Below are 15,104 nucleotides of genomic sequence, written 5' to 3'. Positions count from 1 at the left end.
AGATAATAGTGTGGAGGTGTTATGAATATGCCAAAAAGAAAAGTAGACCCTTCAAGGGCTGGGCTAAGCTCACCGAACGTCGAGGGGCAAGGAACAACAATGAGTGAAGCAAAAGGCAAGCAACTTGATTCGGCTAGAAAGAAAACGAAAAGAACGTAGAAAAACGAGGCTGACCTATCATTAGGCAGCCTCGTTAGTATGTACTCAATCTGTAATTTCTACAAAAATAAAATATGCAAGTGTAACGAAGCAACCAATGAAAAAAATTGTATCATACCCCATCGTTCAAACCTCCCAAAGTGATATCCTTAATATGCGTATGTATTCTTTATTTTAAACGTTTTTTCTTTTTATTTAAAGAAAAATCGCCTTTTATATTTTAATTGTTTTGTAATATATTTGTTATATTAATACAATTGGGTATATGATAAGATATTTATATATTAGTATTATCGGAAGGAAGTCCCGCTATGAATAAATGGTTTAGAAAATCACTTGTCATTCTATTCTCGATTGCAACCTTCGGGCTTGTAACACCACCGGCATCTCTTGCAGTTCAAGATAAACCATCAGAAGATTCAGTGTCTAAATCTTCTATTAATGATGACAGTATAGAGCAAATTTTACCACCGAAGGTAGAGATTGAAGAACTTCCATTATCAAAGGATCAAGTTCTAATCAATTTACTATCAGAGGCAGAGCAAAAGTCTTTTATAAAATTCGGCGATAAAATTGGTGGCGTCATTGAAGATGAATTTAAAGAAATGATTTTCCCTAAAATGGAAGAAATCATTACATATTATTTGAATGTTGAGGACGACGAACTTTTCCAACAACTTGAGGTATCAAAGCCTTCAGGTGGAACTGGTGAAAAAATCTTTCATATTTACAATACAATTACTGGTGAAGACGTTTTACGCTTCCATGTCCGAAGAGAAAATCGGCCTTTAGAAGGATATTGGTTTAATTTCCATTATCATACTTACCATGATTCATTTCAATCTCACAAGGATTTGGGGAGTATTTACTGGGATAAAAATACGCCTCCAAATTGGATGAGCTATCATTAATAAAAAGATATGTAAACGCTGTATAATTAACCTTTCTTCAAGTGCGCAAAAGTATTTGCGTGCTTTTTCTCTGTGTAATTCTGCATACTAGTAAACTTATTTCTACGAGAAATCATTTTAGTAATATAGTTTAATCTATTAAAATATGTTATGATTGTAATAGAAGATTCAAAATATTTAAGTTTTGTTGATTGGATTAGTTTTCTTATCAACAACTTTCTAAATCAATTGAAAGCACTTTGATATCACCTCAAAGTTTCCATCATCTGAAAAAATCCACTAGAAGGTTCATTTAATCATCGAGAGGATGTACAACATGAAAAAGGGTATTTTCATCCTAATCATATCTTTTATTTGTATTCCTTTTTATCATTTGGCTAGAGCAGTTCCTGAAGGTATCCCGCTTTCTACATATTCCTTTAAGTCGCTTGAATTGACGCTATCTAAACCAATAATTGGAGAAATGGTTTTCTTGCCAGATGGCTCATTTGCTGAATATGAAGCTTTAATTATGATAAAAAATTTACAAAAAATAGATCAAAATATTTTAATGATTGCCGCAGAGCAAAATATCCAAATTAAGCTATTTAATGGGTCTTTAACTGATCAAAAGGGATTAACTAGTTTGAAAGATAAAAAACCTAGAGGCTATGCTGATTCATCTCCTAACTGGAATCAAGTTCCTGGTATGAGTAATGATCGAGTTGTTTATGCGAAGATTGGGCATAGTGAATATGGGAAAGGTCATGGATCTGTTTCACTAGAATTGCATGAAGTAGCACATGCAATTGATCGATATGTATTCCATTATGTTCGTGAAGATCCTACATTTCTTGCGATTTGGAAGCAAGAGGTTGAACAATTGTTTCCTAATCGAAACTATTTTATCAATTTTCCTGAAGAGTATTTTGCAGAAGCTTTTGCAATGTACTATTACAACAATGATACCAGATTTACACTTGAAGAAAAGGCACCGCTTACATTTTCATTTATTCAATCATTAGAAAATCAAGCAGCTATCCAAACACAGAAATCCTATGTGAATGTAAGATAAAATGGTAAAATACATGTAGTATTCTTAGTAAGGGAAGTGTCGAAATGAAGCAATACTTAGAATTATGTAAGCATGTTCTTGAAAATGGGGTCAAAAAGGAAGATCGTACTGGTACAGGTACAATTAGTACATTTGGTTATCAAATGAGATTCAATCTTCAAGAAGGATTTCCATTAATCACGACTAAAAAACTTCATACAAAATCAATTATCCACGAGTTGCTTTGGTTTTTAAAGGGTGATACGAACGTAAAATACCTTCAAGACAATGGAGTAAAGATTTGGAATGAGTGGGCGGATGAAAATGGGGAGTTAGGACCAGTTTATGGTCACCAATGGAGATCTTGGCCAGCAAAAGACGGTTCTACAATTGATCAAATATCAAATGTCGTTAATCAAATAAAAAATAATCCCGATTCTAGACGGTTAATTGTTTCCGCCTGGAATGTTGCGGATGTTGATCATATGGCACTACCACCTTGTCACTGCTTTTTTCAGTTTTATGTAGCTGAAGGGAAATTATCTTGTCAGCTGTATCAGCGTTCAGCAGATGTATTTTTAGGTGTTCCATTTAATATCGCTTCTTATGCATTATTAGTCCATATGATGGCACAAGCGACAAACCTTGAGGTTGGTGAATTTGTACACACATTTGGTGATGTTCATATTTACTCAAACCACATCGAGCAAGTGAAAGAGCAAATACAAAGAGAGTTGCGACCATTACCAACTTTAAATATAAATGAAGATGTTACATCTATTTTTGACTTTACATTTGAGGATTTTTCAATAGAAGGCTATGATCCACATCCACATATTAAAGGAGCTGTTAGCGTATGATTTCTTTACTATATGCAATGGATAAAAACAGACTTATCGGTAGTAATAATCAGCTCCCTTGGCATTTACCTCAGGATTTGGCATATTTTAAACGCATCACAATGGACCATAAAATTGTGATGGGACGCAAAACATTTGAATCTATTGGTAGGCCATTACCAGGTCGGGAAAATATAATTATAACAAGAGATCAACAATTTTCGCATGATGGATGTAAGGTGTTGCATTCAATTGACGAATTTTTAGAAATGGCAAGAAAAGTGGACGAAGAAATTTTTGTCATCGGTGGTGCGGAGATATTTAAAGAATTGCTTCCTTTTAGTGATCGTTTATATATAACACATATTCATCACGAATTTGAAGGAGACACTTTCTTTCCAGAAACAAATGATACCGAATGGGAAACAATCTCAAATGAGCCCGGGATAAAAAATGAAAAAAATCCTTATGATTTTGATTTTGTCATATACGAAAGAAAAAACTAGGTTTTATATTAATTTGTTAAAATCTTAAAGAAATGCAAGATTAAAAAAATAGCCTTATAAAAAAAGCAGCCTCTAAATTGTTCACACTTGTTAAATGTACTAGTATGAACAACGTATAGAGGCTGCTTTTGCTTATGGTAAAAGATAAAACAAGATAGAAAAGAAATGTAGAATTGTACCTGCTAACACAAAGATATGCCAAACTGCATGGTGGTATTTAAATCCTCTCCACATATAAAAGACGGCACCAATTGTGTAAAGTACTCCTCCGATAACTAATAAAACTACACCATTAAAAGCAACATTTTCAGTAATATGGTTCCAAGCAAAAACAATTAACCAGCCCATTACAACATACATAATCGTTGAAAAAAATAAATACTTTTTCACAAAAAATGATTTAAATACTGTTCCAGCAATCGCGAGTCCCCAAACAACTCCGAATAAAGTCCATCCAACCCACCCTTTAACTGCAATAAATAAGAAGGGAGTATAGGTTCCAGCGATAAAAAAGTAAATAGCTGAATGATCTAGTATTTCAAATATGTCCTTCGCTTTTCCAGCTGGAAAGCTATGGACAAGGGTAGAAGCGGTGTATAACAGCACCATTGTCACCCCAAATAAAGTAAAGCTTACGATGTGCCATGGAGTTCCATATAAAGAAGAGAAAACGATTAAAATAACGAGCCCTGCAATACTGAGTAATCCACCAATTCCATGTGTAATCGAATTAGCAATCTCTTCGCCTTTTGAGAATGTGTGTGTGTTTGCCATGTGAATCTCCTTTCTTAGTAAATCAATTTGTTCCATAAGTCTGCGATTATTAATGAGGATGTGTTTTTATTTAGGCTGTTTTCTCAAACTTTGTTGCTATTACAAGTAATGCGGTGTGGTTAATTTCCGCTCCAATCAACCTTAATAGTTTTCGTTTAAAAATATAACAATCTCATAGAATAGTGCTTTTATTTAATAATTTCCTTGAGTGAAAGTAAAAAGTCTACTCCCTCTAGGGTGATTTTTGTTCCAGCTCGGCCTCTACCCTTAGTGACATAATGATGCTTTTCTAAGAAATCCAAACGATGTCTGACTTGTTGAGTCGTTAAAGGATTTGATAAAGATTTACTATTCTCAGAAATAACTCGTCTGCTAGCTGGTTCACCTTTTTCGTTTTGCAGTTTAATTTCTTCTAGAATAAACGCATATTCCAGTTTGTCCATCATTGTTAATTGAATAGTATTTTTTTCTTGAGGCTTCTTCGTTTTCTGTTTATCGACGCGAATGAGACCATGAGGTAGGTCATGTAGCTGAATCGATCTTCCATCAGAGACGGTTAGCATATAATCGACCGTGTTTTTTATTTCTCGAATATTACCTGGCCAGTCATAATGATTTAAAGCATCTTGCACGGCCTGGTCTATTCTAATCGTACTCCCTGATTTAGCAAGGAAATGTTCGATGAAAACTTGTATATCTTGTTTTATCTCCTTAACTTCAGGTAACGAGATCGATAGTACATTTAGTCGGTACAATAAATCATCTCTAAAGTCATTTTCAAGCGCTAAATGTTTATTTGTAGCGGAAATGAATCGAACATTTAAGGGGATGAGCCTGGAGCCATTTAAACGTCTCCATCCCTTATTTTCAATAACACTTAAAATCTTTGTTTGTATTTTTGGAGATAAATCACCAATATTATTAAAAAATATTGTTCCGCCAGTTGCCAAGTCAAACAAACTAGAAGAATCATTAGAAATGTCTTCGTAGCCAAACAGTTCCTCTTCTAATAATTCAGCATTATGTTCTTTACAATCAACTGTCACAAATGCGCAATTTTTACGAGGTGAATGTGTGTGTATTGCTTGAGCGAATAAATCCTTGCCTGTTCCTGTTGCTCCATGTATAAGGATTGGAAAGTCAGTCAAGGCTATTTTTTTTGCAATATGAACATTCTCCAATAGAGAGGGATGTTCTGAAATAATATCTGAAAAGCTAGATAGTGGATTGTGTGAAAAATTCCGAACTTGCTCACATGTAAAAAAACTTTTGTTTGAATTCAAATCATAACCTCCGAACGTGGTGTAAAATCATTATAACACCCAATTAAAACTAAATACACCCAATTGGTGAAATTCATCTTCAATTTTTAAATCAATGATAAGTACTTACATTTAAAAAATATGTGAAACTTTCTATTATTTCCTTTAAATTTTGAATATTCATGATATAATTTTCTATTAACAAGCAGTTGAAAGGGTCGTGAAGATGAAGCAAACTATCAATGAATTACAAAAGGTATACGTGGAAGATATTTTAAAGGCACATCATTTGTTGAAGGATGTTGTGACTCACACACCACTTCAAAAAAATGAACAGCTTTCTGAAAAATTTCAATGCAATGTTTATTTAAAACGTGAGGATTTACAAGTAGTTCGATCGTTTAAGATTCGCGGAGCTTTTAATAAAATTAAACAACTTGATGAACTGCAAACAGTAAATGGCATTGTATGTGCGAGTGCTGGGAATCATGCTCAAGGTGTTGCATATTCATGTAGACAATTAAAAATTCACGGTAAAATTTTCATGCCATCAACAACTCCACGACAAAAGGTCACACAGGTTGAGTTATTTGGTAAAGAATATGTTGAAATTATTTTAACTGGAGATACATTTGATGATGCATACCAAAAAGCTGTAATCTGTTGTGAGGAAGAAAATCGTACGTTTATCCATCCTTTTGATGATGTTGATGTGATTGCTGGTCAAGGCACAGTCGCAGTTGAAATTTTAAATGATACGGATGTTGATATTGATTACGTTTTCGCAAGTGTTGGAGGCGGGGGATTAATTTCAGGTTTAGGTACTTATTTTAATAGTATTTCTCCTTCTACAAAAATGATTGGGGTAGAGCCAGAAGGTGCAGCTTCTTTATTTAACTCTAGATTAGAAGATAAAGTGGTTTCTCTCGATAAAATCGATAAGTTTGTTGATGGAGCAGCAGTAAAAAGAATTGGTGATAAAACCTTTGAGATTTGTAAAGATGTTGTTGACGAGGTTGTGCTATGTCCAGAGGGAAAAGTATGTACAACTATTTTAGAGTTATATAATGAAAATGCGATTGTTGCTGAACCAGCTGGAGCGATGCCAATTGCTGCACTTGATTTTCTAAGAGATCAGATAAAAGGCAAAAATGTTGTCTGTGTCGTTAGCGGTGGTAATAATGATATTGGTAGGATGCAAGAAATTAAAGAGCGTTCAATGATCTATGAAGGCTTACAGCATTATTTTATTGTAAACTTCCCACAACGTGCAGGTGCACTTAGAGAATTCTTAGATGAAGTTCTTGGACCAGATGATGATATTAACCGCTTTGAATATACTAAAAAGAATAACAAAGATAATGGACCTGCATTAGTAGGTATTGAATTAAAACAAAAAGAGGATTATGATCCATTACTTCAAAGAATGAAGAAAAAAGGATTCTATTATACTGATGTAAATAAAGATAGCAATTTATTTCATTTGCTTATTTAGTGAAAAAAATCTTTTTATGTGACAATTTTAGACAGACTTCATTTAAATATTGGGTTATAATATAGGAAACGGGTAAAAAAGAGGATTGATAACTTGTTATTAAAAAGCCTAGAGTTCAAGCTGATGAGTGGACAGAAGGTAAAAATTACTGATATCCCAGTATTGGAGGAAGATAACAAATACCGTTTCATGCTTCAAATCCGTTTACAAAAATTTTTAACAATTATTTATGCCCAAAAACAACCAAAAAGTAGTTATTCATTTAAAGATTATTTGAAAAAGGTGATAAAATGGCCTGATTATGAGGCGATTTTTGGAACCTATATATTAAAAAACAATGCATAGTGAAACCTTCAACTGAACCAGAGAAATCTGGTTTTTTTTTGTGCATTAATTGAAGATTTCTTATGTTCTATGATACGGACACATCCATCAGCTTGAGAGTTTTTGTACTTTTAATTATCTTTTTATTACAATTCGTAGTTGTGAATGTGATGATAACATACGTGGAAAAATATCATAAAAGATTCACTATCCTATATGGAATCAGCCATTATATACATTGAATCATAATAGATAGAATGTATAATAAGAGATAGTATTTTTAGGGATGTGATGAAATGAGCAATGTTAGAATCGTAACAGACTCCACAATTGATGTAAGTAAAGAAATTCTTGATGAATATGAAATTACGGTTGTACCATTATCAATTACAATTGATAACAATACATATACAGACGGCGTAGATCTTACACCTAGTGAGTTTATTAAAATGATGAAACAATCAGAGGAGCTTCCCAAAAGCTCGCAGCCGCCTACTGGGAAATTTTTAGAGGTATATGACAATTTAAGCAAAGATGGTAGCGCAATTATTTCGATCCATATGACGAGAGGTATGAGCGGAACAATGCAATCAGCTCAGGGAGCGGCACAGATGTCAGCTGCAGACGTTACAGTAGTGGATTCGATGTTTATTTCTAAAGCTTTGGGCTTTCAGGTTATAGAAGCAGCAAAAATGGCTAAGAAAGGATATACAAAAGAACAAATCTTGCAAAGAGTAGAGGAAATTCGCAAAAATACAACACTTTATATTACGGTAGACACCCTAGATAATCTTGTTAAGGGTGGGAGAATTGGTAGGGGGAAAGCTTTAATAGGATCATTATTGAATATTAAGCCAATAGCTAGCCTCCAGGATGGCGTATATACACCAATTGGCAAGGTACGGAGTCAGTCACAAGCAATTAAATATCTCGTAAAGCAATTTGCTGATGATGTAAAAGGTAAAACAGTAAAAGCTGTAGGGATAGCCCATGCAGATGCATTTGACTTAGCCTCAAAGCTAAAACAAGCGATTGCGGATATTAACCCAAATTGTCCTGTTGATATTTCGTTTACCACTCCAGTTATTTCAACACACACAGGACCTGGTGCAATAGGTTTTATGTTCTTTGCTGAGTAATAAAAGGGATTAGCAAATTATGCTAGTCCCTTTTTTAGGCCCAGAAAAAATGTTGAAAGAAAATGAGTTTTGCAATAACTGGGTTTTAATGACATATAATTTAATTAAACACAAGCATGTTGGAGGTGGTGTATATTATTAAGAAAAAAGTTCTTTTTATTGGAGACTTTGGAATTGATGATATTGTCGCGTTACTTTTTGCTTATTATAGTGAAAAAATTGATATTGTTGGTGTTGTTGTCGATTATGGAAATATCTCAAAAGAGAATGCAACGAGAACTGCAACATTTATTCAAGAAATAACAGACAAAACAAATATTACGATAATTGGTGGTGCAGTTCGACCATTAACAGGCGAGAATCCGACTTATTTTCCTGAAATCCATGGTGAATATGGAATGGGTCCCATTTACCCAAAAATAAAAGTGGAACCCCCATCTGAATTTGAAAATTTCCATCAGATTTCTTCAGTTATTACCGAATACGAACATGAGCTTACCATTGTAAATGTCGGGAGATTAACATCATTAGCCACTGCAATTGTCCTATATCCTAATCTAATGTCAAAAGTTAAAGAAATATATATTATGGGTGGAGCATTCTTATATCCAGGTAATGCATCACCAGTAGCTGAGGCTAATTTTTATAGTGATCATTATGCAGCAAACCTTGTTCTTACGTATGCTGAAAATGTAAAGATCTTTCCCTTAAATATTACAAATTATGCGATTATTCCCGAAAGTAAGTTAAATGAGTTGGATGTATTTACGAAGGAAACTGACGACAAGATTGGTCAAATGTTAAAGCCAATGATTGATTACTATTCAAATTGGTATAAAAAAAGAGATCCTTCTATAACAGGTGGACCAATGCATGACCTTTTAGCTCTATGGGCAACTGTTAATCATGATGCATTTCAATTTATAGAAAAGCCAGTAAAAATTGATACGAGTAATGGTGATGCTAGAGGATTGAGTATAGGTGATTTTAGACCTTATAAAGAGTTAGCAAAATTCCCAATACATTCTATAGCGATTCGTTTTGATTATGATTACTTTGTTTCAGATGTTATTAGAACCTTTAAAAGCGAACTGGATTTTTAATGTCATGTTGTCATGAATTCTTCACAAGCTTTGCCTTTAATTACACCAGGTAATTTGATACACTTTTATTTGTCGATGAAAAACGAAGGGTGAAGATTAATGAAGAAGAAATTTAAACATGTATTATTATTTTCTATATTTGCGCTTGTACTTCTGTTTATTTCAGCATGTGGTAATTCATCTCCAATAGCAGATCCGCTTAATTATGAGGTACAGTCCTTTCAATACAAAAATCAAGAAGGTCAAAATGTTTCTTTAAAGGATTTAAAAGGTGATGTTTGGATTGCTAATTTTATTTTTACAAGTTGTGAAACAGTGTGTCCACCTATGACCGCGCATATGACTGAGATACAAAAGAGGATAAAAGCAGAGGGATTAGATGCGAAGATTATTTCTTTCAGCGTTGATCCGGAAATTGATACACCTGAAAAATTAAAGGAGTTTGCTGAGCCTTATTCAATTTCTTTTGAAAATTGGAGCTTTTTAACAGGATACACACAAAAGGAAATTCAGGAATTCGCTATGGAAAGCTTTAAAACAATTGTTCAAAAACCAAGTAATTCTGATCAAGTTGTTCATGGAACTAGCTTTTACTTAATCGATCAAAATGGAGTTGTTATGAAAGATTATAATGGTGTTGATCAGCCACCTTATGATCAAATAATAACTGATATTAAAGCTTTAACAAAATAACTTAAGGTGCAATGTCTTTTGGTTTGCTAATCCCAGTCTTATGTCCTTCCTCGGAGAATATCGGCACCTCCTAATATAGGTTTTTGTACCCGTTTAAAAGGGATAAATATAGTTAGATTACGCAAAAAAGATTCCATTTGGAATCTTTTTTACTAAAATATGCACTTAATATAATGATATACTTTGTCCCTAGACCAAATAGCAGGGTGATTTTATGATTAGAAAAATGTTAATAGTTAGTAGTATGTGTCTATTGATAACAGGTTGTATGTCTGAACAAAGCTCAAACCTTGAATCAAAACCTGTTACTTTGACAAAAAAAGCTGAACCATCTGAAGAGTTCGTTCCCTCATCAATAAAACTAGTTGGGATTGGTGATTCATTGACAAAAGGAGTAGGAGATGAATCGAATCAAGGTGGATACATTGGTATGGTTAGGGAGAAGTTAGAACAACAAGAAAATATTAGAGAAGTAGTAGTGGATAACTATGGAGTAAGAGGACATAAAACTAGTAATCTTCAAAAAAAGCTGAAGGAAGAAGAAGTAATAGCTAGTATAAAAGATGCGGATATAATTGTTATGACTATTGGCGGTAATGATATCATGAGTGTTGTTCGCAATAACATTTTATCTCTTGATTTTGAACCGTTTCGTAAAGAACAGAAAAACTATGAAAATAGATTTCAAACTATCCTGACTACAGTGCGAGAGCTTAATTCATCTGCACACATTGTCTATGTGGGCTTGTATAATCCGTTTAAATACATGCTACCTAAATTAACTGAAATAGATATGATTATAAACGAATGGAATTTAGCAACTCAACAAATGATAAAACAAGATGAAAGGGCCGTCTATGTATCGGTGGATCAATTGTTTTCCACAGAGAGTGATGAAAGACTTCTTTATAAAGATGAGTTTCATCCTAATCAAAGTGGGTATTCTTTAATTGCAGACAAAGTTTATGATGCATTAAAGGAAAATGAGATTTATCAAGATTCAACAGTGAGAAATGAGTGAGTGCTTCATGAATAAATGGAAACTATCCTTTCTTGTACTAATTATCATAAATGTATTATTCATCATTTTTGTTACGACTTCGTTGCTAATACCTAGTGAAAAGCCGATTGAAGAAGTGAAAACGGACAAAAATAGTGAAGATGTATTAATACCATTTCTTATAAGTACAGAAAAAAAGTCGTTAACAGACTTAATTAATCATTACCTAGAAGAAGAAACAGATCAAAAAAACTTACAATATCGAGTCGAGTTAGAGGAAAATGTAAATGTATATGGAGTTATAAAAGCATTTAATAAAGATATCGATATGACGTTAATTCTCGAACCTAAAGTTAAATCCGATGGAAATATGCAATTATTTGTAAAGGAATTATCAATAGGCAGGTTAAAATTACCGATATCATATGTTTTGAAATATATGAGTACCAATTATGATCTTCCAAATTATGTAGTAATTGACTCCAGTAAAAAAGAAATTGATATCAACCTTGATGAACTTACGTTAAAAAGTGGTTTAAGTGCTCGTGCAGAAAGCTTCAATCTAAAAAAAGATGATATTACGTTTACATTGTTTGTGCCTTTACCATAAGATAGATACAAAAGGGACTAACACCTTCTATGTTAGTTCTCTTTTTGATTTTTAGTAATAGATATTCACACTCTCTTATTTAGAAAATGGTACGAATTACCCTGTATTCATAACCTAGTATGAAGAAGACGAAACATGTATACTAAACAATATATATGTCGAATAGTTTGGTGCATTAAAAACATGTTTATCTTAAATGAAAAATAGATTGATTGTATTTAGGGATATAGATACTAAAAAACACTAGATTGTGGTGCTCCGTCCCCTTTACCACAGAAAAGAGGAGGATTTCTTAATGTTTTGTATAAACTGTGGAGCCAATCATTTAGAAAATAACGCTAACTACTGCTCAAATTGTGGTAAACAGCTCAATCAGCATGTAGGAATAAATAATAAAAAGGTACACTATCTCATACCTATTATTAGCTTGATAATTGTTATTATATTGTTATTTTCTGTGGAATTCTATGAATCAAAAATTAACGAAAAGGTTTTAGTTTTTCAAGAAAATGCCGAAAGAAAAGCGTTAGCAGGAGAATATGATAAAGCATTAGAATATATCGAACAAGGCCTATCATATCGTAATGATTACGATATATTAAAGAAAGAAAAAGAAATGATTATATCAATTAAAGAGCTAAATGAAGAGTTAATTGGTGTAGAAAAGAAAATTATGAATGAGGACTTTGATGACGCGCAAAAAGAGATTAACCTTTTAAGGAGACAAGTTAATATAAATAGCTCTCCATTATTTATCAATCTTACAAATCAAATAGAGCAGGTAGAAACAAGTGTAAAAGTTGGCGAAATAAAAGAAGAAATTAATAAACTCACGACAATTGATGAACTTGCAGATAAGCTTTCAACCTTATATTCTTTAGAACTACAAGAAGCCTCAGAGTTAAAGCAACAAATCTACACAAAGATGGTGATGATTAGTGCTACCAATGCAGAACAAAATCTTGAGAATAAGCATTTTAATCAAGCCTTTAATGTAATAGATGAAGCACTTCAATATGTTGTGAACAATGAAAAGCTTTTATCCTTAAAAGATAGAATAACAGAGGAAAAGTCTTCCTTTGAAAAGGCAGAGCAAGAACGGATAGAGAAGGCTATATTAGCTGCTAAAAAAGAAGAAGAACGTAACCTCACAAAAGCCGTTCAAGTTACGAGCATTAATTTAAAGGTTGACAAATATGGAGATGCATATATTGATGGTATTGTAAAAAATAGCGGTACAGAGACTGTTCATTCAATTATTATTGAATTTACTGTAGTAGATAAGAGCGGGAAAAAACTAGAAGAAGGAAAAACGAATGTATTTCCAAACAAACTAGTGCCTGGTCAAACAGGGGAATTTGAGCATGTTACATATTCAGCGAAAGAAAATGCGAAAGTAAATATTAATAATATATCCTGGCTACTTGAAGAGAAGAAAGGATAATTTATGAATAAAAAATTGGTTCGTAGTATCATAGTATCCGTTCTTATTTGGATATGTGGTGGTATTGGTTATATATATATAAAAGATAAAACAGCTGAAAATGTGTTTTCTGAATCATTAATTCTAAAAAAAGATAATAATACGAGCAAGGAACAAGTAGTTCCTGATTTAAAGGAAATTATTCGAGAGGCTCAGAAGAAGGTTGTTATGGTTGAGCTAGATGATGGATCGATTGGATCAGGGTTTTTATATAATAATAAAGGTGATATCATTACGAATGCACATGTAGTAAATGGCTCGGAAATCGTAAAAATTAGGACAACTGATGCAAAAGGCTATGAAGGTAAGGTTATAGGGATTAGTACAGAAACTGACGTTGCTGTTGTAAGAGTTGATGGATTAAAGGATATTGAACCTTTGATATTATCATCTAATAGTAAATTAGAAATAGGTGATGAAATTTTAGCTTTAGGTAGTCCATTAGGTTATCAAAATACTGTAACAACAGGAATTATCAGTGGAACGGACAGAGAATTAGATGTTGAATCGTATACTTATGAGAATGTATATCAAATCTCGGCACCAATCGCACCTGGGAATAGTGGTGGGCCACTAATTGATCGTAAAACTGGTAAGGTGGTTGGAATAAACTCGGCTCGTATAGAACAAGGAAACATTGGCTTTAGTATCCCTATAAACTCTGTGTTTCCACTAGTTAATTCTTGGTCTGAAACACCTATGAAAAACCTTCCTGTAACATCAGCTATTGACGATTTAGCTGAAATAGACGAAAATAAAATGCTAGAGACATCTGATTATCTAGTTAGCTATTTTATTGAAAGTATAAATTTCCGCGATTTTGTTACCGCATATTCGCTTTTAGGTAGTCAATGGCAATCAAATGTGGATTATGATACATTTCGAAGTCAATATTTGAATATCATTTCAATAAGCATTGATGAATTAAAGAAAGAGAACAAAGAAAATAAGGTTTTTGTCGAAGCTATATTAACCTCTTTAGAACGAAATGGAGAGGAACAGGTTTCGAAAACCTATAAAGTAAACTACGAAGTTGCTTACGAAAATGACCAAGCTAAAATCATAATAGAGAAAAAATTGGACTGATCCAGTTCATTGGCGACATTTAAGGTTTTATTTGGTGTTTATACTATACCACGATAGTGAATTTCTGGTGAATGAAAATGAAGATGCGGGGGATCATTTATATGAAAAACAAATTTGTTTTATTTGGAATCGTAGCGATATTAATCTCACTAATTTTTGGTGGAGTTGCTTATCAGCAACTTGTTGCAGAAAACATGGATGAAGTATATTTGAATATTGGATACAGTACATTATTTTTAAGTATAGCCGTTTATTTGTGGCATATGAAAGACGAAAAGCAAAAGAACAATAGTTGAAAAAATGGGAGGTCAGAACCTCTCATTTTTCCTTTGAAGGAAATGATGTCGGAAATTTCGCTAATTTATTCTGCACAGCGATCCTGTACTCTATATTTAGAGCAAAACCCTGCTTGAAGCAGGGTTTTAAGCAATACATAGTATTTCCTTCATGTTGGATGGTTGCTTAGCTTAAGTACCTAATAACTTGTTTGGTTTTAAGAATTTATTCAGCTTCTTCAGTAGTTTCTTCTTCAGTTTCAGTACCTTCTTCAGTTTCGGTACCTTCCTCAGTTTCTGTTTCTTCAGTGTTTGTGTCTTCTGTTTCAGTATCCTCTGCGTTGTTACATGCAGCCATTAAAAATACAGCAAGTAATGATGCTCCAACTTTCAATAACAAGCTCTTATTCAT

Annotated in this window: 18 protein-coding genes; 15 read left to right on the top strand and 3 right to left on the bottom strand. The window is 33.1% G+C overall.

From position 1 onward, the window contains the following. Window positions 1-27: 27 nt before the first annotated feature. From HUW50_RS25775 to HUW50_RS25755, 5 genes are all read left to right on the top strand, one after another. Window positions 28-159, top strand: coding sequence for a YuzL family protein (locus tag HUW50_RS25775; RefSeq protein ID WP_083964617.1), 132 nt, complete (start codon window positions 28-30; stop codon window positions 157-159). Window positions 160-470: 311 nt separating this feature from the next. After that, a complete protein-coding gene (locus HUW50_RS25770; RefSeq protein ID WP_066332617.1) occupies window positions 471-1,070 on the top strand; it encodes a YpjP family protein in 600 nt (199 codons plus the stop codon). Window positions 1,071-1,386: 316 nt separating this feature from the next. Beyond that, window positions 1,387-2,124, top strand: coding sequence for an anthrax toxin lethal factor-related metalloendopeptidase (locus tag HUW50_RS25765; RefSeq protein ID WP_066332619.1), 738 nt, complete (start codon window positions 1,387-1,389; stop codon window positions 2,122-2,124). A 44-nt stretch (window positions 2,125-2,168) separates the two neighbouring features. Beyond that, window positions 2,169-2,963: a thymidylate synthase gene (locus tag HUW50_RS25760; RefSeq protein WP_066332627.1), complete on the top strand. Its 795-nt coding sequence runs from the start codon at window positions 2,169-2,171 to the stop codon at window positions 2,961-2,963. Then, entirely contained in the window at window positions 2,960-3,448 is a 489-nt protein-coding gene (locus HUW50_RS25755; protein ID WP_066332631.1) for a dihydrofolate reductase, read from the top strand. The genes HUW50_RS25760 and HUW50_RS25755 overlap by 4 nt, the downstream gene beginning before the upstream one ends. A gap of 132 nt (window positions 3,449-3,580) precedes the next feature. Here the strand turns inward: HUW50_RS25755 and trhA are convergent, their stop codons facing one another. Together trhA and HUW50_RS25745 are read right to left on the bottom strand one after the other, a co-directional pair. Next, the gene (gene trhA, locus HUW50_RS25750; protein WP_066332634.1) at window positions 3,581-4,222 is read right to left on the bottom strand and encodes a PAQR family membrane homeostasis protein TrhA; all 642 of its coding nucleotides are present in this window, start codon (window positions 4,220-4,222) and stop codon (window positions 3,581-3,583) included. Between the two features lie 188 nt (window positions 4,223-4,410). Continuing rightward, entirely contained in the window at window positions 4,411-5,505 is a 1,095-nt protein-coding gene (locus tag HUW50_RS25745; protein ID WP_185653510.1) for a sigma 54-interacting transcriptional regulator, read from the bottom strand. Window positions 5,506-5,710: 205 nt separating this feature from the next. Between HUW50_RS25745 and ilvA the strand changes: the two genes are divergently transcribed. The 10 genes from ilvA to ypmT all read left to right on the top strand — a co-directional run bounded on the left by ilvA (window position 5,711) and on the right by ypmT (window position 14,713). Continuing rightward, window positions 5,711-6,979, top strand: a complete 1,269-nt coding sequence (gene ilvA / locus HUW50_RS25740) for a threonine ammonia-lyase IlvA (RefSeq protein WP_066332641.1) — start codon at window positions 5,711-5,713, stop codon at window positions 6,977-6,979. A 93-nt stretch (window positions 6,980-7,072) separates the two neighbouring features. Continuing rightward, entirely contained in the window at window positions 7,073-7,324 is a 252-nt protein-coding gene (locus HUW50_RS25735; RefSeq protein ID WP_066332648.1) for a DUF2535 family protein, read from the top strand. 275 nt (window positions 7,325-7,599) lie between these two features. Next, the gene (locus HUW50_RS25730; RefSeq protein WP_185653509.1) at window positions 7,600-8,442 is read left to right on the top strand and encodes a DegV family protein; all 843 of its coding nucleotides are present in this window, start codon (window positions 7,600-7,602) and stop codon (window positions 8,440-8,442) included. A gap of 128 nt (window positions 8,443-8,570) precedes the next feature. After that, window positions 8,571-9,545: a nucleoside hydrolase gene (locus HUW50_RS25725; RefSeq protein WP_260445619.1), complete on the top strand. Its 975-nt coding sequence runs from the start codon at window positions 8,571-8,573 to the stop codon at window positions 9,543-9,545. A gap of 99 nt (window positions 9,546-9,644) precedes the next feature. Next, window positions 9,645-10,238, top strand: a complete 594-nt coding sequence (locus HUW50_RS25720; protein ID WP_066332660.1) for an SCO family protein — start codon at window positions 9,645-9,647, stop codon at window positions 10,236-10,238. Window positions 10,239-10,452: 214 nt separating this feature from the next. Then, window positions 10,453-11,259 (top strand): SGNH/GDSL hydrolase family protein, encoded by an 807-nt coding sequence (locus tag HUW50_RS25715; RefSeq protein ID WP_066332663.1) that lies wholly within the window; start codon window positions 10,453-10,455, stop codon window positions 11,257-11,259. Window positions 11,260-11,266: 7 nt separating this feature from the next. Beyond that, window positions 11,267-11,848: a YpmS family protein gene (locus tag HUW50_RS25710; protein ID WP_066332665.1), complete on the top strand. Its 582-nt coding sequence runs from the start codon at window positions 11,267-11,269 to the stop codon at window positions 11,846-11,848. Between the two features lie 295 nt (window positions 11,849-12,143). Beyond that, window positions 12,144-13,292 (top strand): FxLYD domain-containing protein, encoded by a 1,149-nt coding sequence (locus HUW50_RS25705; RefSeq protein ID WP_066332670.1) that lies wholly within the window; start codon window positions 12,144-12,146, stop codon window positions 13,290-13,292. 3 nt (window positions 13,293-13,295) lie between these two features. Then, the gene (locus HUW50_RS25700) at window positions 13,296-14,417 is read left to right on the top strand and encodes a S1C family serine protease (RefSeq protein WP_066332672.1); all 1,122 of its coding nucleotides are present in this window, start codon (window positions 13,296-13,298) and stop codon (window positions 14,415-14,417) included. A gap of 101 nt (window positions 14,418-14,518) precedes the next feature. Next, window positions 14,519-14,713: a protein YpmT gene (ypmT, locus tag HUW50_RS25695; protein WP_066332674.1), complete on the top strand. Its 195-nt coding sequence runs from the start codon at window positions 14,519-14,521 to the stop codon at window positions 14,711-14,713. A 205-nt stretch (window positions 14,714-14,918) separates the two neighbouring features. Here the strand turns inward: ypmT and HUW50_RS25690 are convergent, their stop codons facing one another. Then, window positions 14,919-15,104, bottom strand: coding sequence for a hypothetical protein (locus tag HUW50_RS25690; RefSeq protein WP_066332681.1), 186 nt, complete (start codon window positions 15,102-15,104; stop codon window positions 14,919-14,921).

Source organism: Metabacillus sp. KUDC1714 (assembly GCF_014217835.1).
Taxonomy (GTDB): Bacteria; Bacillota; Bacilli; order Bacillales; family Bacillaceae; genus Metabacillus; species Metabacillus rhizosphaerae.
Note: the sequence above shows the minus strand (reverse complement) of the source record. Positions and strands in the feature narration are given on the sequence as shown.